16 protein-coding genes are annotated in these 22,637 nt (G+C 53.2%); 1 reads left to right on the top strand and 15 read right to left on the bottom strand.

The features are described 5' to 3' along the window. Positions 1 to 4: 4 nt before the first annotated feature. The 6 genes from VN577_01340 to VN577_01315 form a co-directional block, all read right to left on the bottom strand. A complete protein-coding gene (locus VN577_01340; protein ID HWR13442.1) occupies positions 5 to 805 on the bottom strand; it encodes an SDR family oxidoreductase in 801 nt (266 codons plus the stop codon). Further along, positions 802 to 2,829: a VCBS repeat-containing protein gene (locus VN577_01335; GenBank protein ID HWR13441.1), complete on the bottom strand. Its 2,028-nt coding sequence runs from the start codon at positions 2,827 to 2,829 to the stop codon at positions 802 to 804. The genes VN577_01340 and VN577_01335 overlap by 4 nt, the downstream gene beginning before the upstream one ends. Positions 2,830 to 3,247: 418 nt before the next feature. Then, on the bottom strand, positions 3,248 to 5,086 hold the full coding sequence (locus tag VN577_01330) for an exo-alpha-sialidase (protein HWR13440.1): 1,839 nt from the start codon (positions 5,084 to 5,086) through the stop codon (positions 3,248 to 3,250). 20 nt (positions 5,087 to 5,106) lie between these two features. Continuing rightward, positions 5,107 to 6,216: a sialidase family protein gene (locus VN577_01325; protein HWR13439.1), complete on the bottom strand. Its 1,110-nt coding sequence runs from the start codon at positions 6,214 to 6,216 to the stop codon at positions 5,107 to 5,109. A 36-nt stretch (positions 6,217 to 6,252) separates the two neighbouring features. Beyond that, entirely contained in the window at positions 6,253 to 7,929 is a 1,677-nt protein-coding gene (locus tag VN577_01320) for a sialidase family protein (GenBank protein HWR13438.1), read from the bottom strand. Positions 7,930 to 8,113: 184 nt separating this feature from the next. Then, a complete protein-coding gene (locus VN577_01315; protein HWR13437.1) occupies positions 8,114 to 11,413 on the bottom strand; it encodes a TonB-dependent receptor in 3,300 nt (1,099 codons plus the stop codon). A gap of 200 nt (positions 11,414 to 11,613) precedes the next feature. Here VN577_01315 and VN577_01310 point away from each other — a divergent pair, with 200 nt between their 5' ends. After that, complete coding sequence (locus VN577_01310; GenBank protein HWR13436.1) at positions 11,614 to 13,119, top strand: sodium/solute symporter; 1,506 nt, start codon at positions 11,614 to 11,616, stop codon at positions 13,117 to 13,119. 89 nt (positions 13,120 to 13,208) lie between these two features. Here VN577_01310 and VN577_01305 read toward each other — a convergent pair whose 3' ends face one another. The 9 genes from VN577_01305 to VN577_01265 all read right to left on the bottom strand — a co-directional run bounded on the left by VN577_01305 (position 13,209) and on the right by VN577_01265 (position 22,552). Beyond that, complete coding sequence (locus tag VN577_01305) at positions 13,209 to 14,153, bottom strand: aminotransferase class IV (protein HWR13435.1); 945 nt, start codon at positions 14,151 to 14,153, stop codon at positions 13,209 to 13,211. Between the two features lie 14 nt (positions 14,154 to 14,167). After that, positions 14,168 to 15,499 (bottom strand): aspartate aminotransferase family protein, encoded by a 1,332-nt coding sequence (locus VN577_01300; GenBank protein ID HWR13434.1) that lies wholly within the window; start codon positions 15,497 to 15,499, stop codon positions 14,168 to 14,170. Positions 15,500 to 15,605: 106 nt separating this feature from the next. Beyond that, the gene (locus VN577_01295) at positions 15,606 to 16,484 is read right to left on the bottom strand and encodes a kelch repeat-containing protein (protein HWR13433.1); all 879 of its coding nucleotides are present in this window, start codon (positions 16,482 to 16,484) and stop codon (positions 15,606 to 15,608) included. Between the two features lie 92 nt (positions 16,485 to 16,576). Next, on the bottom strand, positions 16,577 to 17,569 hold the full coding sequence (locus VN577_01290) for a dihydrodipicolinate synthase family protein (GenBank protein ID HWR13432.1): 993 nt from the start codon (positions 17,567 to 17,569) through the stop codon (positions 16,577 to 16,579). Further along, a complete protein-coding gene (locus tag VN577_01285; GenBank protein ID HWR13431.1) occupies positions 17,570 to 18,487 on the bottom strand; it encodes a succinylglutamate desuccinylase/aspartoacylase family protein in 918 nt (305 codons plus the stop codon). It abuts the gene before it with no gap. Positions 18,488 to 18,586: 99 nt separating this feature from the next. Beyond that, positions 18,587 to 19,351, bottom strand: a complete 765-nt coding sequence (locus VN577_01280) for an SDR family NAD(P)-dependent oxidoreductase (GenBank protein HWR13430.1) — start codon at positions 19,349 to 19,351, stop codon at positions 18,587 to 18,589. Beyond that, positions 19,348 to 20,808, bottom strand: a complete 1,461-nt coding sequence (locus VN577_01275; protein HWR13429.1) for a M81 family metallopeptidase — start codon at positions 20,806 to 20,808, stop codon at positions 19,348 to 19,350. The genes VN577_01280 and VN577_01275 overlap by 4 nt, the downstream gene beginning before the upstream one ends. Beyond that, positions 20,808 to 21,842, bottom strand: coding sequence for a PLP-dependent lyase/thiolase (locus VN577_01270; protein ID HWR13428.1), 1,035 nt, complete (start codon positions 21,840 to 21,842; stop codon positions 20,808 to 20,810). Before VN577_01270 ends, VN577_01275 begins: the two co-directional genes overlap by 1 nt. Next, positions 21,839 to 22,552 carry an MBL fold metallo-hydrolase gene (locus tag VN577_01265; GenBank protein HWR13427.1) on the bottom strand — a complete coding sequence of 238 codons (714 nt, stop codon included), beginning with the start codon at positions 22,550 to 22,552 and terminating at the stop codon, positions 21,839 to 21,841. Before VN577_01265 ends, VN577_01270 begins: the two co-directional genes overlap by 4 nt. Positions 22,553 to 22,637 lie beyond the last annotated feature (85 nt).

Here is a 22,637-nt window from a genome sequence, read left to right as displayed (position 1 = left end):
TGTATCAGATGGCGGTCCAACCGCCGTCTACAGCAAGATTCTGACCCGTGATGTAACGAGATGCCTCTGATGCGAAGAACACGACGGGACCTTTGATGTCGGCCGGTTCCGCCATCCTGCTCATAGGCGTCCGGCGACTGTACTGAGGTACGAACTCTATCGGTGTATCTTCGGTCTGCATGCCGCCAGGGGAGAGGCAATTGACGCGGACATTAAAAGGAGCCAGGTAACTGGCGAGATATCGCGTCAAGTTGATCATCCCTCCCTTAGCGAAGGAATAGGCGACGGGACTGGTCAGGGATGTGCCTTCGTAGATCGAGAAATCCGGACCGACCATTCCATAAATGGATGCAATGTTAAGGATTGAACCGCTGCGTCTCTCTTGCATCGGCCCGGAAAAGACCTTGCACGCCTGAAAAAGTCCAGTGGAGTTCACTCTCATGGTCTCCTCCCATTCGGCAGCCGTAGTGTTATGGAGGTCTCCGCCGGCTCGCGCCACGGCGTTGTTCACCAGCACGTCGATTCGGCCGAACTTGATGACGATTTCGTCGCGGACTTTCTGAATAGAGGCCTCCGAGGTAAGATCGAGTTCGGTAGCCTCGACCTGCAATCCCGAGGCGCACAGCTTTGCCGCAAATTTCTGGCATTTCTCGCGATTGCGAGATGCGACGACAACATGTGCGCCGGATTCAGCGAGTGCACTAACAATGTGCGCTCCATATATTCCGGAGCCACCTGTCACCAACGCGACCCGGTCACCGAGGCTGTATAATTCGGGCGCTTGCGGTATTCGCGCTTGAGTCATCTAACGCCTTTCGCTTCTTTTCGCCTGCTCTCATGTTTGATGAGGTCGGCTTTCGCGTATCCGTGCTCAATGAAACTTCCATCGAATCGATAAACAAATCCATAAGAGGAGGCCACGAGCAGATCTTGATCGCCATCCTGGTCCCAGTCGATCACCGCCGGGACGGGATATGGAATTTCCGTTTGCGCCGGAATATCCTTTACCGGGAGAAATGAAGCCGATCCGGGATCCCGCCCGTGTAAAAGTATCGATATCTGCTTGCCCCGCTTGCCACCAGAAGTCACGACCAAGTCCGGTATACCGTCTCGATTCCAGTCTGTAGCGACGAGAAATACTCGTCCTTCTCGCTCAAGCAGTTGAACAGGAGCGGCAAATGCCGGTTTCGCATTGTCGCCGACGTTTTTGAAGAATAGAACCTGCCCAATTGCATTGCCGACGATGAGGTCGGTTTTTTGATCACCGTCGAAATCGGCAGCGGCCGGAATGGCGCGATTCCCTTGCAGAACAGTGAAATCGGTGATGTTAGTGTCGTCAGGAAAACCTGCGACGAGCGGGGCGCCACTGGAAAGGTGCATCATTTCAACATCAGCAAAAGCAGGCTCGTGACGCGTCCCCACGTTTCGATAAAGCAACACGCGTCCGTCAACTGTGCCGAAAATCAGGTCACGCTTCCCATCGCGGTCGAAGTCGTACATCTGTGCATTACCGAAATTGTCGCCGTGCGATGCCGGGCGACCGATGGATTTTCCTGACACCGTCTTTAGCTCGATACTCTCCGTTTTGTCAGGCCAGTTAGTTCGTAGAGTGACCTTGGTTCCGTATAAACCTTCGAGAAGAGCGCGCTGTCCATTTTCATGGAAGTCAACGATCGAATCGAAGTTCCAGCGATTGGGGACCCAGGAACCTTCCAATGTTCCACTAAAACGGAATTGTGGATTCTTCGCATCGCCAACATTGGGAAAGTAGACAACGGTGCCGCCGTTCGTTCCGATCAACAGGTCGGTCAATCCATCGGCATTCAAATCGGCAAGCGCAGTCGAAAAGGGAGCGCCTCCGTTCTCTGCTAGTTTCTGCAGAATACTCGACTCATCTCCTTCAAATGGAAAGGGAAGCTCGTGCATCGACGTACCGTTTCGCACGAAATAGTGGATTCGAGAATCCTCTGGACGATCGGACCCTGTGGATGACATACCGAAGCTTCCACTTACAAGGTCGAGTTTGCCATCACCATTCAAGTCGGCCACGGAAGGCGTGGAGTTCCATGTCACGTCCAGTGGCCCAGCCTCCCCAGATAACGGTCCGGAATAGCGCAATACGGGTGTTCCGTCGGGATTCTTTCCGGCTTGGGCATAAAGATAAAACTGCCCTGTGATGTAGCTCCCCAGAAGTAGATCCAGTTTTCCGTCCCCGTCCCAATCGACAGCGGTTGGAATACTTCCATACGTGTCACCAAAGATGCCTGGAGGCATTTCGGGCACAGGCAGATAAGGAGGCTTCAGCACCTCACCGTCGGCCTGGACCAGTCCTCGATCAGCGAGGATTGGCGATTTCCTGGTTCCCACATTTTGGTAATAGCGGATCACGCCCTGCGGCTCTTGTGCCACCAAAAGGTCCGGCAGTCCGTCGCCATTCCAATCGACGACTGCAGGTGCCGCGCACCATTGCACTTTGACCGCCTTTTCATTGGCAATAATCGGTTCGCCCATGCCAAATGCAGGCGAACTTTTTGAACCGGTGTTGCGGTACAGCGCGACATACCCAAGCTGATCGCCGACAATCACATCCGAACGGCCATCGCCGTCCCAGTCGAATGCCGCTGGACGAATCATCAAAACTTGCGGAAAGGCAGCTCTCGGCACGTATGGTATGTCGCCGTCACCCAGCCATGAGCGGGGTGGCACTCCCGAGCGTACATCGCTGCCGTCGTAATATACGAGATAGTAGGAACTCTGCTTTCCTTGTTGTTCGTGCAACCAGGCAAGAGTGCCGCCGCTACCGCCATTCGGTGACCAGTAATGACTCATGAACAATGTTGGCGGGGACGAGTTAAACCGAAACGGGACCGCATCATTAATCACTCTGCCCGTTTTAGGATCGAATTGAACGATCTGGATCGACCCCGGATCAATTGGTCCGTTTAGCCTAATTTGTGCCGGCATCCGATCAAGAGCGCGACCCCTCAGGTCATGAGGTTCAATTCTCATGATCAAGCGATCAGGGTGTCGGTCGCTCCACGGTGGTAGTTTCTGAGCGGCCGCAAACTCGCCAGCGAACAGCATCCAAAACAGCACGCACACAAATGACTGATTCCGGCGAAGGCAGTTTACAATCATAACTGTCGACCGTCGACAGTTTTAGCACTTGCCTAGACAATTTACAAGCAGAATACGAGGTTACTTTTGGCGGCTGTTTATGGTTGAACAGCCGAATTTGCAAAGTGGCTCATGGCTGACGACTGCCGACAGGTCCATGTTGTGTGGACCGTTCGATCGCCGATTGCACTGCCGGCGCCATTGCAGCATAGCCGATGTCATTAGGATGAACGCCATCGATTGAGTAGTCGGCCCTTAGCAGTTGGTTTTCGTCTGCCATAACGGAAAAGTAATCCGCCAATCCCGCTTGTACTTCGGCAGCATATTTTCGAAGCCAGCTGTTCCAGAGTTTGATAGCCGCAGCCGGTCTGTCTTTGGTGCGACTGAATCCGTTATAGTCGCTTACCGGAGGAATGGTGCAGAGCACAACGCGAATATGATGTTTGTGTGCCAACTCTACCATCGCCCGGACAGAGTCTTCCATCATCTGAACCGGAACATGGGGCCCTGGGTCACGGGCAACATCGTTGGTACCTCCGAGGATAACCACCACGTCTGGTTTCAGAGCAATTACATCAGGAAAGAAACGTAACATCATTTGAGGGGTAGTCTGCCCTGAGATACCGCGGTTGATATACCCGCGGCCCGGGAAAAACTTGTCGAGACTCCAATAATCCGTGATGGAGTCGCCAATAAAGACCACGCGAGGTGATTCCGCCCCTGCCTCCTCTTTATTCATATGGCCATAACGGTAGAGCTGCGCCCACACTTGTGGGGCTGTCGGCCGGGAGGAATATTTGCGAAATATGAACGGCGAATCAAAGCGTGCCCACTCTTGAGCCGTCCTGATCGATCCTTCCCTGCCTTCCAACAGCAACCCGTCCTGCGGAAGCGTGAGCAGCAGAACTCCGGGCGAAACTTCGGTAACGAGGGAATGCAGTTCTGACTCACCGCGTGCAAACACCATCGGCTTATCCCACGTCTTGCCGTCGTCTTCGGAAAATGCGAGAGATACTTCACGTAAATTCCATGGATAATGCCAGAATGGATCATTGGACCAGTCCGCCTGGTTCCAAACCAACGCTAACCTGCCACTGGCCAGACGTGTCAAATGCACCGATCCCCCGCACGTTAATAAGCTTGGAGATGCCGGCGCCCAAGTTTCGCCATCATCCTTGGAAAAGGATTGCCATAGGTTGCCGGTGATTGTGCGCGCCAATATCCAAAGCCGGCCATCCTTCAGCTGCACGATTGCTGCCTCCAGCGCGCCTCCAGCCACGCCATGTTCGCGTCTGGCTCTGTCCGCAGCGAGAGGAATATCAACTACTGACGGTACTAACTTCCACGTCTTCCCTCGATCGCGGGAAAGAATAACTCCATTTGCGAACCGATTGGGTGAGACAAGATAGCCGAACGGTAGAACAATTGTTCCGGACCTGGTCTCGACCGCCCCCTGCAAATTTGCCGCGTCTCCCGTCCATATCCGTTTCCGCTCAGCCCACGACTTTCCCCCGTCGTCGCTTTGGATCACCCACAAGCCAGCTTTGGGACATTCAGCATCATCTGATAGGGAGCCCGTATAGAACACCCAAAGCGAGCCGTGTCGCGACTTCACGGCGACAGGGCGGCCAACGGTAATGCCGGGTTCCGGATTTTTATCGATGACACCGCGAGGAGACCACGATCGCGCTCCATCGGTCGAAATCGCAACTTGCACCTCGTTAAGCTTAGGACCTCGAAAAAGCATCAAGATACGATTAGGTCCAACAACTAGTGGAAAGCCGGACGATACTGCGGCTTTTGATAATGAAATCTCTTTGTTATCGGCACTGTGTAGTATCGTCAGCCACGGCGCGATCTCGACCTTAAACCTTGGTTTCTCAGTGACTTCTTGTACGTTACTGGCGTTCAAAAGGCTGGCTACTATCAGCACCAGCCAAAAGTGACGTAATAAGCTGCAATAACGCATCCAGGAACTTCCTTTGCAAATTAGTCGATGGAAATTCTCAAGCGGTGCGCCCTGATCTTTCCTTGCCCATCCTCAATACTCCAGTGACTCGCAATAAATTCTCCATTGGACAGGCGCATGATGGATGGCTGGCCGAACCGCAACGAACTGAACATCTGTCGCATCGATTGCCCAGATCTAGTCTGTTCGCCAAGAGCACGGCCCCAGATCAAAGTCTCATCGACGAGCCTCCAGTGATTGTTCGAGAAATCCACGATTCGTATATAAATGCCCGGGTCTTCGGCGCGGTGTGCATGAATCGTGACGAGATAATCTCCACCGAAGTAGAGCAAATTCGAAGCCTGACCCATGTGGCCGGTGTCAATGAGCGGAGACCACGTAAAACCATTGTCGTTCGAAACGGTTACGCGGTTGGAGAGGTGTCTCTGGTTATCGGCATCATAGGCCCAGACGATTGCAACCAAGCGTCCGGGTTGCATCTCACATACCCGAGTCTCCCATGGGGTAATCTTGCCGGGTGGCACAAAGTAGACGTCATCGTCCCAGCTTTTGCCTTTGTCGCGGCTTCGCAGAATTACTCCAAACCTGCCTGTGGGATTGGAACCATCCGGTAAGTTGTAGAAACCTGCAGTTGCTACCAGATCGCCAGAAGCAGTCTCGATGCAGGGACCGGACAATTCCAGTAGTTCAGGGTAACTGCGCTGAATAGCCTGCGGTACTGTCCAGGTGTGCCCTCCATCGGTTGAAAAACAGACGATGTTGTCGCCGGGCTGAAAACCTCCTGTCTCCGGTATGGCGATCGCTTGTTCCGGATCATGCCGATGGAATCGATATCCGGTCGCAACCAGGGTGCCGTCACGCAGAACGCAAGGTTTCATTGTGTCTGTGGTCTCAAATCCGATCACAGACTTGTCGTATACCGGCCCCTGCAACTCCCATGTTTTGCCTGAATCGCGAGATCGTGAGACGACAGTCGTTCCATTCGGAGCTTCGAATGCCTCAGCGAACAGAAACAACCCGATCAATTCTCCATCAGGTAGTTCTGCCAGCCCAGGGTGATAACCATGACGGCTGTGGACGTGGGGTCTCGGGTTGTCATAAACGACAAGCGACTCTAGATATTCGATCATGTTTCCCATAGCTTGTTGATGTTGCAGCCGGTGATACTACCTCGGCCACCCCTCTGACACATCCGCCTGAACTGACTGCACTAACAATCCAGAGTCCGGTTCCTCAGGCGTGGCGTGAAACCGCAAGTAATTGATGCCTCGGCTGACATGTTGTGAATCCACCGATCCTATGCGCTTCCCATCAACTTGAACTGTACAGACGCGGCGAGCAGTGTCCCAACGGAACTCGAGGTCGTGCCAGACATTGACGGTAAGCTTCTTTCCCAACAGAACTCCGTCTGGACGAATAGGAAAATTGAAAACATTATGAAAAACATCCCGCCCATCAAACGGTACAGAATAGTGGTCAGTCAGCCCGAGAGTGTTTCCTCCGAACCCATCGCGGAGCATTAACCTCAATTTCAGAGTACCCGCCCTGCCGATCGGAAAGTTCCATACGGCTCCGGCTGGCCACTCAGGATCGCTTCGGCGTATCGACAGCACAGACTTGGATTGCTGACCAACTCGAACTAATTCAACGCCGCGCGTCCCGAAGACAGTCCAGTCGTCGAGACCAGTGCTGAAGTCTGTCGCTTGACGAGTCTCGATCAGCCATCGTGGATCAAGCCGGAACATGTGACGCGCGTTTCCCGTCTCCACCCATGCCGAAAAAATGACAGCTCCATCTCTGGCGACCACCGGAAACGCATAGGAAATACCCCAGTCGCCGGAAGGTGGTGGCGGGTCCTTCCGTGCCGGATCGCGAAAGATCTCTCGATGACCACGCCAGGTTCGTCCCTCATCGGAAGAAATTGCCGCATGCAGCACCTGTCGCCCGCCGTAAGCATAGGCATATCGACGCGCTTCATTCCATATCATGAGAATGTCCTGGTTCGGCAATCGAACAAGCGCGGCTGGCGATTCAGACGCAGTAATCGACGACGGTTTCGGGCGCGTCCAGTGTTCGCCGCCATCTTGGGAGAACGATTCGTAGAATCGGCCGAGTTGGGTGCGGATCAACATCCATACCCTGCCGTCCTGCAGTTCCAGAACCACCGGTTCCATACCTCCGATAGTCGATAGATCCGGAACTGCCACTACCAGTTCATCGGAGGACTGTATCCACGTTTTTCCGCCGTCATCGGAGTAGATGGCACTGGTGCTGAAGGTACCAACGTATTCGAACTCCTTGAATCCGCCGCCTCGGTTCGACCAGGAGCGAGGAGTCATGTATGAAATCGGAAACAAGATACGGCCGCTCTTCAATTGAATGACCGAAAGTGGGTCGCCCGCTCTGCCTGTCCAGATGCTCTTTGCATGGGACCACTCCGTCGCTCCATGGCGTGACACCACATGCCAGATGTCGAGGACGTTTCCCTCGCGGACACCCTTTTCGTCGGGAGATTTTGGGAGAATCACCCCAGTATTACCGTCATTGAGGTAGAACACATGCACTTCCCCGTCACGGTCCGCAAATGCGTAAAAGTAACCGAAGCCGCCTACGTGTTCTGGGAGAGCGAACAAGAATTGAGGAACGCTCCAACTATACCCATTGTCTTTCGAATATCGGCCAAACATCTCCTGCTTATTTCCGGTGGTCTGAAGCGAGAGGCCAAGTAAGCGGCCGTCGCTTAGAATCACAGGTTTGGCTACATTGTCATGAGGCGATTCCCTTTCGGCGAACCTGGCAACAATGGAGGGGGACTCCACCTTGGCGGCGTTCGAAGTTTTCATCGGTTCCGCGCCATGCAGGCCCAGTGAATACAGTAAATAGGAGACAAGTAACGCTGAGCGCGGAGAAAGTACAGTTGTGCGCAACCCTCCCAAACCTCCTCTGCCATGAATGGCGGATCACTGAACCATTTACTTAAGGACAAAAAATGGGGCCTCTGAAGCGAGGCCCCAGGGAAGAGGCTTCTTAGAACGAGTATCGCAAAGCTAGTTGAATATCTCGTCCATCTCGCGCAGTTGTGATTTTTGCCCCAGAAGCAGAGTTGAAGAAGTAATTGCCCGACGGGCTCAGTAGATTCGGGTGATTCAGTATATTGAACGCCTCAGCTCGGAGTTGCAGTGTGTGGCCTTCGCGGATCGTAAAGTACTTTTCGATACCGAAATCGAGGCTGTTTTGCCGTGGACCCGCAATAATATTCGGCCGGGAATCACCCTGCAGATTGATTTGGGTTGTCACTCCCGTGTTCGGATCTGTGTATGGGGTCGGCGGACGAGTACTGAAACAAGTGTAGTCGAACCAGCGATCGGCTGTCCTTTCACCGGCTGGAAGGTTTCCATCACACGTACGATCTGGAAAACGAAGCGCCGAAGTGTAAACCGTGTACGGCAATCCGCTCTGGAACGTGTAAATGAAATTCGAACGCCAGCCGCCCAACACTTGGTTTAGAAATCCATTCCAGTTTGGGCCGAAAGCCTTTCCTCGGCCGAAAGGCAGTTCGTAACCTCCTGAAATAGTCAGTCGATGACGAACATCGAAGTCTGCTTGGCTCCACATCTTCTTCGCAATTGTGCCGGATGCTGTAACGTCCGTAAAAAGGTTTTCCAGCGCATCGTCATTGGATGATTGGGCAAAGGTATGCGACCAGGTGTAATTCACCAAGAGGTTGAGGCCATGCGAGGTGGCCTTCTTGAAAGTCGCCTGGAGGCCATCGTATTGTGAGTTAAATCCTTTGGTACGCAGGCCAAAGTTGCTGAAGTTGTTCGCTATAACCTTCTTGTGCAGGTCCGCTGAATAAGCTTGTATGTTTATCTGGCCATTAAGGTTTACTCCATGGCTGCCAACGTATCCAACCTCAAGTCCCATCTTGTGGCCGAGGTCCCGGTTAACCGTCAGATTCCACTGCTGTACATAACCGGTTGGATAATAAGGAGTATTGGGCAGGAAGAAGCCAGGACTCTTACCGCGGACATAATCCAGCCCATAGGGCGGTTGGTCCATTGTCTGCAGGTGCCGCTGGTTATCCTGCCAGAACGGAGCATATCCAACACTGGCACCTACCAAGCCCTGGAATGGAGCCACCCATGATCCGTACATGGTGTTGAACGCATTCTCGGTTGTGTAAAACAGCCCGTATCCGCCTCGAATCGCAGTACCGTTGTCATTGAATGGCCTGATAGCAAAACCAAAACGCGGCGCAAAATTCGTTTTGTTGGGATCATACGGCCGGTTGGGACCGCCCGTTTCGTAATTGAATTGCACTAGCTCTAAAAGGTCCTGCGGGGCGCCCTTCGAATAGCGAGGCAATCCTGTGTCGAAATCGAGAGTCATGAATTTGTTGTCGGTATTAGCAAATGGCTCTTCGTAGTCGTACCGGATCCCAAGCGTCAATGTCAGCCACGGCTTAACTCTCCACGTATCTTCAAAGTAGCCACCGATGACATTGCGCTTAAAGTGCATATCTGGAGATCCAGCCGTACCGCCAAGTCCGTAGTTAATGAGGTTGGGTATGGCTGTGAGCAGATCGCCGAACACGGTGCCAGTGACACCATAGATGCTTTCGTACCCGGGCATTCCGTCCAACAGCCCGATGTAATATTCAGTGCTGCCGGCGTTGTACTGCCAGTTAAACATGTCGCGGGTGAACTCTCCCCCGATCGCGAACGAATGATTCCCTTTCGTCCACATCAAATTATTCTTCAGATAAAAGCTGTTGTTATGGTGCTTGTAATCCCCTCCATTGCCGATGTCGTAACGCTGATACCCGATTGTGTACAACAGAATCCGGCATGTGCCTTTCAGAGTATTCGTCATCGGGTGGATACCCCACTCTACGCAATAGTTCTTGTCATTCAGCGCGAACTGGTCTCCGGCCTGAATTGAAGAGAAACTTCCCTTGAGATCGTTGACCAGCGTGGGAGTGAAGGTATGCGTCCATGAACCCGACCAGGTACGGCTGTGTTCGACATATTCTTTATCTCCGTATTCATTCATACCTGGATTCAAGTTGTCGTAGTTGTTAAAGTCGAAAGTTCCGGAAATGACGTCTTTTTCGGAGAAGTGGTGGTCGATTCGGGTCAGGTATTTCTTCTGCCGCTGCTTACCCGAGCGGAACAGGTGCAGGTTCAGGAACGCGTCGCCGGAATGGTTCGGCTCCGGCCATATTTCCATCAACTTCCTTCCAATGGGACTGATTAATGACTCGGGAAGAACGTTTCCGGGTATCGGATCTCCCGTAAACGGATTAACCAATTGAACAGGGTTCCCTGTATACGGATTGATGGTGTTGCTGAAATCACCCTGTCGCTCTGCAGCTGTGGGTGCAAAACTTACCATCTGTTGCCCTGGTTTCTTTTGCCGAAAGAACTCGGCATTGAAGAAAAAGAAAGTCTTTTTCTTGATAATGGGTCCACCGATTGTTCCGCCGAACTGATTGAACAAATAGTTCGAAAGCTCGTTTCTTTCTCCCTTGAAGAAGTATGGCAAGGCATCGAGCGCCTTGTTCCGGTGGTACTCATACGCGGTGCCGTGAAAATTGTTGGTGCCGGATTTGGTGACAATTGACACAACCGCGCCGCCCGACCTGCCGTATTGCGCCGAGTACATGTTGGTCATCACTCGGAACTCGCCTACCGCGTCCAGTGACGGTGAAGACTGCATCTGGTTGTAAAGGGGATCTGTATTTGCGGCACCATTAACGTAGTAGCTGTTGTAGCCACTACGAGAGCCGTTAAAGCTGACGTCCACCCCTTTACTTCCGTGGACGCCGCGCTTCGTATTACCCGAAACCGCACCCGCTTCCAGTGCGGCTAACTTAAGGAACTCGCGTCCATTGAGCGGCAGATGCCGGATTTGCTCCGCTCCGATCACACTGCCTTTCGAGGCGTCTTCCGTATTCACCTGAACCGAATCGGAGCTAACCGTGATTTCCGAGCTAGCTGCCCCCATCTGCATCCCCACATCCGCACGCACCACAGTGCCTACGCCAACCACAATGCCCTGCAGTTCCGACCGTTGGAACCCTTCGTGCTCTACGCCGATGGAGTATGTACCTGGGGGCAGAAGACGAAACCGGAAATCACCTTGGCTATTACTTTTGGTGGTATTTTCAATGCCAGTGGAGACATTGACGGCCTTAACGACGGCACCAGGCACAACCGCTCCCGACTGGTCGTATACGGTTCCAACAATAGCTCCTTGGGTAGTTGTTTGCGTCCATGCAAGCCCCGAAATCAGCAAAATAACCAGTACAAGCGAGGTGAACCTCATACGCGCCATCCCCCACAAGGCAAGTTCGTCGAGCAATTGGCTACTGCAAACTGTCGACAGTCGGCGATTTCTAAACCACTCCATACCGAAAGTCAAGAGAAATTTTATTTAAGCCCACAGCGGTATGTTTCACGCAGATTGCTTCAGAACTTGATTGCAATTCCCAGACAGAATGTGGCAGTATCTGCCGACAGTCGACTATGAATGTGAACAATTTCGGCATCACGGAATGGGCCATTCTGGGCGGGTACATCGCCGCTATCAGTATTATTGGCAGTCTCTTCTACCGTAAGAAGACGTCTACTGGCGATTTCTTTCTGGGTGGGCGCAATATGCGTGCACTACCCGTTGCAATTTCGCTGGTTGCGGCTGATATGAGTGCGATCAGCTATATGGGTGCGCCAGCTTGGACATATCAAAACAATCTTGAATTGGTCTGGTCCAGCTGGACATATTTGTTTGTCGCTCCAGCCGTTATGTTTTTGTTCATGCCTTTCTACTCACGATTCAAGTTCTTCACGGCGTATGAATATTTGGAACGTCGCTTTGACCTGAAAACCCGGCTTGTGGGCAGCGCTATCTTTATGTTGCTGCGTGGATCTCATGTCGCAATTGTGATTTATGCACCATCGCTGGTTTTGTCTCTGATAACCGGATTGCCATTGTGGGGATGCATTCTCATGATGGGAGTCTGCACCACGTTGTACACGACGCTGGGTGGCATGAGGGCCGTCATTTGGACCGATGTTCTGCAGTTTTCGATTCTAATCTTCGGGTTAATAACCGTCGTGAGCCTGTCGATTTCCCATGTGCCGGGCGGTCTACGGGCTGTGGTGGATGTTTCGGAACGCGCAGGCCGATTCCATCTATTTAATTTCTCGACCGACCTCACACAAATTACGACTTTCTGGGCAGCTGCAATTGGTGGCGGATTCATGGCGCTCTCCACTCTCGGCACTGACCAGGCCTATTTGCAGCGTTACTTCACCACGCGTTCCCTAAAGGAGGGCCGGAAATCGATTCTGCTGGACGCTATTATTCTCGTTCCGGTTTCCCTGATGCTGTACTTAGTTGGGCCAGTTCTATACGCGTTCTACGAGTTCCATCCCCAATCGTTACAGGGGTTGCCTAGCATGGATGCAATTCTGCCCTTCTTTGTGGTCAACGAATTAGGCGGATGGTTTTCGGGACTGATCATTGCATCCATTTTTGCCGCGTCAATGGCTGTTATGAGCGCCGGCATCAATGCCTTGACAACTGCAACAACGGTCGACTTTTACAAACGATTGTTTCGGCCTAATTGCAGTGACAGCGAAACCGTTTTTGTGGGGCGAGTTGGCACGGTGGGATGGGGTGCAGCGGCGACGCTTGCGGCTTTGTTTGCTGATCGGCTTGGCCCGATTATCAACGCCTTCAACATGATCAACAGCTTCCTCGGAGGACCAGTACTCGGAATGTTCCTCCTTGGAATGCTGACGAAACGAACCCGTGGAACCTCTGCGATTGGGGGATCCATCATCGGATTGCTCAGCGTTTCGCTGTTAGCCTGGCAGACTGAAATCGCGTTCTTTTACTATGCAATCGTGGGCACATTTGTAACGTTCGGGGCTGGATGGTTGTTCGGCTTCCTTCAGCCGGCACGCGACGAATCTGAGCTAAGCGGCTTAGTTCTTGGACTCGATCTGGCCACTCCAAAAGATGCTTAATGCTGATTCGGGGCCCGTAGAATCTACTTTCTCGCCAGAACAGCCGATGGAATCAGGCGATGCCATCGGCTCAAGAGACGCGAAAAATCCTAAACAGCTGAGTTGGCTGATTTCAATCCAAGCACTTGGCCACGAATATCGATGTCAACCGCGTAGCTCCACGCTTCAAGAATTCGATTGAACACCGGTCCTCCGACCGCCCCATCCCCTATCGTAGTTCCATTGATACGGGTTACGGGGGCCATGCAGTACGGAGTGGTTGTCACGAACGCCTCGTCTGCCGTAAGGGCGTCGTACACCTGAAGATCCCTCTCAACGAAGGGAATACGCAGTTTTTGGCAAAGCTCAATCACTACCTTACGGCTTATTCCCAACAAGATATTTCGCGGCGGCGGCGAATAAACCGTGCCATTCTTGACCAGAAGAAAATTCGATCCGCTGGTTTCTGTTAGATTCCCTTGCAGATCAAGTAGAAGCGGCATGGCCGTGGGCTCCACAAGATGTGCTTCCTGCTCCGCCAGCCACCAGTGCAATCGGCTGCGATTCTTGATTTTGGGATCCACACATTCCGGTGGGACGTGACGTGTTGCAGGTGTAACGAGGTGTAACCCGGTTTCAAAGAATCGGCGGAAAAGGTGAAACGGCATTGGAAATGAATGTATACACAACGTCGGAGTCGGTTTACTGCCACCACCGGCCGCGGAACCTGCATACACAAAATTCTCTCCGGGCGTAATGAAGTAAACCAAAGCCAACTCCGCATCGGAGCCCGCAAGTTTGGCATTATGCCGAGTTAAATCTTTTGTGATCTCGGCTGTTTCGTTAGCTGAAATTGGAGGCGTGATTCGCGCATATTTGCACGAATCATAAAAACGGCGTATGTGATCTTCCAGGCGATAGGGTTCCTGCCGAAAGGTTCTGAGCAGATCCGTAACTGTCGCTCCAAGCACAATTCCGAAATCGTAGATGGAAACGTGAGCCTGCGATGCAGGAAGAAGCTGACCACGGATATATACCAGCGGTTCTGAAACCATAAATATTCTCCTGTTTACGAAAGCGCACGATCCACTGCATGAAGCGTCGCGTCGATATCTTCTACTGTGTGGGCAGTCGAGCAGTACCAGCGGCCGTCTGGGAGAACGAGTACTCCTTCATCGAGTAGCGCTAAAGCAAAATCACTGTACTGCCGAGTATCAGCGTTCAGCATATCTCGGTAGCATCGTGCCGGCCGTTCCATAAAGGAAACGTGAAACACCGCACCTGCCCCCGAAGTCACGACTGAATATCCGCGCTCGCGAAGACGGATCTCAATTCCATCTCGTAATCGAGAACCGAGCTTCTCCAGATCCTTGTAGACCGAGCCATTATTTTTCGAGAGAAGATCGAGAGTGGCCTTGGCGGCAGCCAGCACGACAGGATTTCCGTTGAGCGTACCAGCATGCACGACCGTGCCTTCGGCGATCAAACTCATGAACTCTTTTCGTCCTGCAAGAACACTGAAAGGTAGACCGCCGCCGACCGCCTTGGCGTATGTGGCCAAATCCGGCGCGACTCCGTAGACACCCTGCGCCCCTTGCAGGTGAAGACGAAAACCCGTGATCACTTCATCAAAGATTAAGAGTGCACCGTTCTGGGAGGTTATCTCCCGGAGAAACTCAAGAAATCCCGGCTCCGCTGGAATGCACCCACTGTTGCACAGTAGAGGTTCGCATATTACCGCAGAGATCTGTTGTGCATGTTCTGCAAACAATTGTTCGACCGATGCACGGTCGTTCCATTGAGCGATCAGAACGCTGTCGTGAGCACGTTGTCCGCAAGCAACCGGCGCCGGAACGATTTTGCCAGCAGACAATTGCGAAGCCGTGGGATGGTAGCTGACCAGAACGCTGTCTTCCCATCCATGATAGTGCCCTTCGAATTTCACGAACTTTGCCCGTCCCGTGTACGCCCGCGCTAACCGCAGCGCAACTTGCACGATTTCCGTGCCGCTGTTCGCGAAACAAACCTGGTCGGCGCAAGGAATGATTTCAGTCAGTTGCTCGGCGACCTCGAACTCAAGATCATGCTGGGCGCCGAAGGTGATTCCATGCCTTAACTGTTCCGCTACCGCTTCGCTGATTTCATCAGGGGATTGCCCCAGAATCAGAGGGCCCCAAGCCAGCCCGTAATCCGTGTAAACATTGCCATCCACGTCTTCAACATGTGCTCCCTTCCCGCGACTGAAATACAAAGGATAGGGTCGGGCAGCTCGGCGCAATCCACTGGATACCCCTCCGGCTAACGTCTTCTGAGCGCGTTCGTATCGCTGCAACGATCCTTTGGTTTTGGATCGAATACTTCTATCGCGACGGTCGAGATCGAGGGTGGCTACGGCAGGCATGAGAGAAATTATAATCAGAAATCAGTCGACAGTCGACAATTATTGATTTGTAATATGGCGATAAGTGGGCGGACCGTATGGATGAAACTAACCTCCGCCGACAGTCCTACGAGTGATCAGTCGGAAGTTCGGCTTTCACTGTCCACTTCCCTCGGACGCCAGGTCCGGCTTCGCCACCTGTGCCTACCACCATATTTCCGATTTGATAGAACTTTACATCGGCCAAACCGTGAGGCAGTTCTCCAGCCGGTTCGAGTCCGTGGCCAGGCTGGTACCAATAAACTTCCCGGGCAAACGTATCTGTGTATCCGGCGAGGATGAGCGCACGAGTTCCAACGCCGATCGCCCACCACGAGCGATTTGCCACGTTGAGATCAGACAGCCGGGTCCACTTGCGGGTGTTTAGATCGAAGCTGTAAGCGTCGTTCAGGTTTTGGACGTCTTTCGGTCCTGAGGCCGCACCGCCGAATACATAAATCACGCCGTTGACTTCGGCCATGGCGTGATTGATTCTGCCGGGCCCCGGCAGCGGGGGAAGTATCTCCCAATTGTTGTTTCCGGGACGCCAGCGCCAAAACGAATTGCTCATATTTTTGTAATCACCCGCCTTCGACATACCGCCCAGGAGATAGATGCATCCACGTGCAGCAACGGCATTGGAGTAGAGACGAGGTTCCGGCAGGTCAGCATTCGGAACTCTATTCCACTTTCCCTCATGTAACACGAGCGCATCCTTCACTACGTTCGAGTTACTCCCACCGCCGAAAACGTAGATATCTTCGCCCAAGGTCGCCGATGCAGCATCACTGCGTCCCTCCGGCAACGAACTGCCAACACTCCACTTGTTCGTTGCAGGATCGTAAATCTGAACCTGGTCAAACCAGTACTTCTGACCGTCATTCCAATAACTGCCCCCGATGATCAGAAGTTTCCCCTTACTTACCCCAGCCATATATCCCGCAACCGGCCGAGGCAACTCTGCCATTTCTCTCCACTTCAGGGGTTCCGCTTGTGCAGAACTCAAAAGCGCTAATGCCCCCATCAACATTGCAGTTCTCCTCAACATATGTTGTCCCCCTATGCAGACTTCTTGCGTGGACGCAGATGCATCTGGTCGTAGAACTCTTTGACCTTGAGCATTTCAGCGTCGGTGTAACTTGGTTGGGGAGGCCTTAAGTAGCGTTGCGCAATACCAAAGTACTCGAGCGTTGCGTGCCAGAATGGCGCCGAGAAGTTCTTGATGAATGGATGGTCGTATTTTGCGATGATCTCGGTTTCGGCTCTGTAATCGTTGCGCTTGACCGCTTCCCAGAATTGGGCAGAAATCTCAGGAGCGAACGTTGCAAAAGAATCGAAGTAGGCGGTTGCCCCGTAGGGCTGCCCAACCACAAACCAATCTAGTCCACCACCCGAGAAGCAGTTAATGCGGTTTCCATACCGAATAATTCCATCGACGTAGTACTCCAGACTAATGTCTTCTTTGAGCGCCACAACGGAAGCTATCTCAGTCAATCTTCCAAGTTCAGGCATGGGGAAGTTGCCATGCAAAACGAGAGGAAGTTTTGTCGCCTCAGAGATCCTCTTGAAGTGCTCAACGACCGTGTCCTCGTTTGTACCGGTTGGCTTGAGAACTTGCAGTGCTGTCGCCCCGATCTTTTCTGCATAATGTGCAAAATCGATGGTCCTGTCTGTCCACCATGCACCTGTTCCAATAATAGTGATGCCTCGCTGGCCCACCGCGTCCGTTACCAGTCGAGCAAGTTGCTTAATCTCATCGTATGACAAGTACAAATATTGACTATCCCCGGCAGTAAGCACGAAAATCCGGATTCCATATTGCAGCGCGTTGTCGATCATCCGCCGAATGCCGACAGCATCGAGCGAATACTCCCGCGTAAAGGGGGTTGGGATGGAAACGATGGGTCCCCGCAGTTGATGTTTGAAGTCTGCGGGCGAAAGCTTATTTGAATTTGCGGCATGTCGCGCAAACACGACCTGCGGCAATGCTGCAGCGGTCCCGGCAAGTACGCTTGCTCTAAGGAAGTCACGACGATTCCAATCCGTTGCCATTCAAATGTCTCCTCGCCGAAGCTCTTGTTTGTGTTTACCTGTAATCAGAAAAACCGAATCGCCCGCTTGTACGACTGGGAGCGCATGAATCATGCCGATCACGCCATCCCGAGGCGATATAAACTTTTCCACCTCTTGTCCGTATAGGTTCACAGTTTTACCAACGTACTGATTTGCACGAACCTCCTCCAATAACTCCACGGAGGGGACAAAAAAGCCCTTGTGGCTGGCACTGACACTCGCATCGATATCTCCACCACCTTCAAGATAGTGTTCAATCGGAAGTACTTCAGGACTGCCTTCCAGGATCGAAAGGTGGAAAAGCAGGTTGCGAATTCCTCGCTTGAACATCTTCAGATCATCAGGAGAGATTCGACCCGCACCTCGTGCCTCGGTGTACAACGATGGAATATGGAGAGAAGTTGAAAGAGATATGGTCCTTCCGGGCGAAATGGATGGATGTGCCCATAGAACAGGCGCTCCAAAAATTTTGGCTGCCTCGCATGCGCGAGCATCATGCGCCGCAAAACCAACCATGCTCGGCATCAGTAACTTTATGCCCGCACTATGTAGATCCAGGTAGAAGTCACCTCGGGCGATGATGCTGCGGCCAAGATGGAAGGCAATGAGCTGCGTCGGAGTACCGCTTTCGGTTCCCGGGAAAGAGCGCGCGAGATTGCTACCATCCAGCGGACTTGTGCGCGTCCGGTTCCAGAATGCCGGCGGATTCGCAACCGGCACCGCGAGAACATCTCCCCTCATGTCGTTCGGATCGAGCTCATCGTACGTTTCCATGATGGCGCGAACGCCTTCGAACTCGTCACCGTGAACCCCGGCCGTGACCACTAAGGTTTTCCCCGGCCTGCCCCCACGAACCAGAAGCAACGGAATGACCACGCCATCGCCCCCCAAATCCATCCCAAACGCATACTTAGCTCCGCGCCTGTATTCCGATGGATCGAAGTCGCACGGTTTAATTGTCCGAACTGGATTCAAATCGCTCAAAATCTCTGTTTCCTAATAAGCAAGGAATCCGCCGTCAACCAGCAAGGTTGTGCCCGTGATAAAACGTGCCTCATCCGACGCGAGGAAAGCGACTGCTTGCGCAACTTCGGCAGGAGATCCTCGTCGCCCTGCGGGCGTATATCTTAGAAATCGTCCACTGGCTCCTGACTCCTTTATGTCACTGATCGCATTCGCGCTCGTTTCTGTCTCAATATCTCCTGGCGCAACGCAATTCACCCGAATGCCATGTTGCGCTAGCTCAATTGCCATGGCCTTCGTCAGCGCTACCTGTGCGCTCTTCGTAGCGCAGTAAAGGCTCGCGTTTTCTTGTGCTGCATATGCTGCGACGGAGGCTATGGTCACGATGGCTCCTCCTCGCTTTGAGCTTTTCATGTGCTGTGCGGCGGCTTGGGAGCAATAGATCGTACCCTTCAGATTGGTATCGACGATCAAGTCAACCAGTCTGGGGCTGCTTGTCAGGAATGGCTCCAATGCTGTGCAGCCTGTAACGCTAGCGTTGTTCACGAGTACATCAAGGCTGCCATAAGCGTGAATGAGTGAGTCCACGCAGCGAATTACCGAAGAGTGGCTTCGGATGTCCAACTCTAAGCCGATCGCTTCTGGGGTCTGTAATTGCGCGGCAGCACTTCGAGCTTGATCCGGATCAGGCTGCCCAATGGCGACCCGTGAGCCTCGATCCGATAGCAACTTAGCCACTGCAAATCCAATACCTGTGGCCCCTCCGGTGACTAATGCGGTTTTTCCAGCAAGGCTCATGTTTCGTCCAGCGGATAGATTGGGCGTGCCAATTTCTTATAATTAAAGGCCTTCACATCTGCCGCAGACAGCCCTGGCGTGTTGACCTCAATTATCTTGTTCGCAATCGGCGCGTAAGCAGCCCGGTATGCAATCGCAGCCTTCACCACGACTATTTTTAGCTTGGTTGGCTCAATACCCAATGACCTCAACTGCTGTAAGTTCCACATCGGCATGCGACGCTCAGTCAGCACCAGAACCACCCCGCCTGCATCAATTACAGCGGTGCGACCCTGATCTTCGAGTACTCCTTCGCGCATGAACCCGACATTGCGATAAATACCGTCGCTTAACAGTCGCACTGTTCCATTTACCTCGACCGGCGCACCGTGATGAGCATCGCGCTTACCGCCTACTCTGGCAGAAAACTTGCTGCGGACTCCGGCCCGAATGGAAACATCAACCGATTCGGGATCACACAGCAGCACGAGGGCATCTTGTGCTCCTTCCCGGAGTAACTCCTGCAACAGGATGGTTCCGTCGCCTGGTGTGCCGGCTCCGAGATTGTCCCCTACATCGACCAATACGGTGAGTCCTTCCCGTGCGGAGATTGCCTCTTTAACGGCAGTTTTCGGATCTGGCAGCTCACGCCCGAATTCGATGCGCCTCCGCCAGGCTAGATCGGCCACCGAACGAGCGCTCGTATCTGCGGCATCCTGTGATTCCGCCACCGCAACTACGGCAAAACCCGCCTGAGGGACATCGGTGTAAGAGAAACCTGCGGCTACGGAGACACAGACGATCTCAGGAGAGTTTTCACACTCGTGGGCAGCCGAAAGTATGTCCGCCATCGGAGGACCGTCAGTGCACTGGGTCAGGATGTGCGGCAGAAGTGGACGGCGAGCAAGCGCCATCCTCACTCGAAGACCTTCTCGCAGCATTCTGCGCATGATGTCGGCAGCTTCGAGACCTCGCTCGACTTGGTCCACATGTGGGTAGGTATCGTAAACGACCAGTGCATCGGCCCAGCGAACCATCTGTTCGGTCAAATTCGCATGAAAGTCGAGCGTAGCAATAAGCGGAACTTCAGAACCGATTTTGGCCCGGACACGGCGCAGAATTTCTCCGTCGGCATCGTCAAAAGATTCGGATACCATCGCACCGTGAAGGCTCAGTAAGACGCCATCCAGCGGCATCGACGCTTCTATACGGGCAACGAGATCGCCAACGAGTATTTCAAAGGTGTCACTCGTTACCACACCGGATGGCATGCCCCAAGCCATTAACGTAGCGATCGGCTCGAATCCGAATCGCTCCGCTCCCTTCAGAAAACCAGCCATTTCCGAGCAAGTTCCCGCCCAGCGCTGAAAAATCTCTTCGCCGTAATGAAGCTGTGACTCGGCAAAGCGCTCTAGTGTCATGCGTTCGGAAAAGAACGAATTCGACTCGTGGTAGATTCCTCCAACCGCGATGCGCATTATGCCGATGCCCCCAGCAGTTCTGCTCCAATTTCACCTTCGTCGATGAGTTTGACTGGATTCGCGTTCGCGACACTAACCAATGATTCTGGATCTTTGAAACCATGACCTGTGACGAGACACACGACGGTCTCGCCCTTGTTAATCCAGCCAGCCCTTCTCGCGCGAAGACATCCTGCAAGTGCGGCTGCCCCAGCCGGTTCACACCAAATTCCTTCTGTTTTCATCATGAGTTGTTGGGCTTCGAAGACATCCCTGTCAGAAATGGTTACCCCCCGACCACCCCCCTGCCTCAATTGCGACAAAGCAAGACTCGCATCAATGTCGTACGGAACCGACAGACCACTTACGCACGTTGTGCTGACGATCGGTTCGATGGAATTGCGGCCTTCGACGAAGGCGGAAACCACAGTGGCGCAACCTTCTGGCTGCACGGCATGAATCTTGGTCCGCGGGTTCCCGTCAGCGGAAAAACCACGCGACACAGCACTGAACAATCCTCCACCGCCAACCGGAACAAAAACGTGATCGATCTGCGAATTGGATTGCTCGATCAGTTCCTTGGCGATTCTTTCGACTCCTTTCATCCCGTTAGGGCAATACCGATAGGCAGAAACCACCATGGGAACTGTGCCGCACTTCGATATCTTGTCCAGCCGTCGATACACGCGGGCCGTCACTTCAGGAGAGGTCACGAAGTCTTTCACTCGGAACACTCGCGCCCCGTGCGCCTGCATCTGCGCTAGCTTCCCCGCAGGAGCGGCCTCGTTCACAAAGATCGCGCATGCGATTCGATACCTTGAACTAAATGACGCCAACGACGCTCCCGTGTTGCCGGACGAGGTTGCAATGCAGGCCTTGATGTTACGCGTCAGAAGCTCCGTTATTTCCGCTGCGATAAACCGGTCTTTGTAAGAGCCAGTTGGATTGCACATCTCGAGTTTGAAGAGAATTCGCAAGCCATATTCACGGCCGATTTCCGCGCTCTCGACGAGTGGCGTGTTTCCTTCACCGAGTGTTGCAATCCGGCTCAAAACAGGAGATCTCCCTGTCCAATCTGTCGCGGAAGAAACCCGCTCCTGAGTTGTTCGATGGCCATGTTCACGTGCCTTTGCCCCTGGCTGACGGTGAACATCCCGTGTCCCGGAAAGAGTCCGTGAATGTCTCTACCTTCGAGCTTGTGCAGATCTGCTCGATATCCTTCCATTCCCGAGCCGTCGGCGTTGATGACTCCGAGTACCCCGCCATAGAAGACTACGTCACCACTGAAGAGAATGGTCCCCAGGTCAGTTTGGGCTTCGTAGCAAAAAGCATCGCGGCTATGTCCGCGAACATGAATCGCGGTAAATTCCTGTCCTGCTACTAAAAAACGGTCGCCGTCCTGAACGACCCGATCCAATGTGCACGGTTGCATCCGGAAGCCGGCCGGATAGACCCCTTGGTCCCTCGCCGTGCGAAGGCCAGATCTTTCCTCGTCGGCATCTTGTAGCACTGTTCTGGACAATTCAGGAGCGATGACCTCGCAGCCGTAACGCAGTTTCGTCAAGGCCGCGCCACCGCAGTGGTCTAGGTGAGCATGCGTTATTAATAGCGCCAAAACGGGGCAGTTTGGATATTCACTGGAGATGTGGTCGACGATTCGATCCATGTGTGTCCCCGCGCCGCAATCAATAAGCGCGAGCCCCCCGGGTACCCGCAATGCGTAAACATGACAGTCGTGGGGTCCTGAAAGACCAAACTGCATGCTTCCCACCATCGCTAGTGACTCGGCGATCCGCATCGACCGTCGACAGTATACTTATACATCTCCAACGTCAAGTGGATATTTT

Source organism: Terriglobales bacterium (assembly GCA_035561515.1).
Taxonomy (GTDB): Bacteria; Acidobacteriota; Terriglobia; order Terriglobales; family Acidobacteriaceae; genus DATMXP01.
The sequence above is the reverse complement of the archived record's forward strand: the minus strand, read 5'-3'. Positions and strand labels throughout refer to the sequence as shown.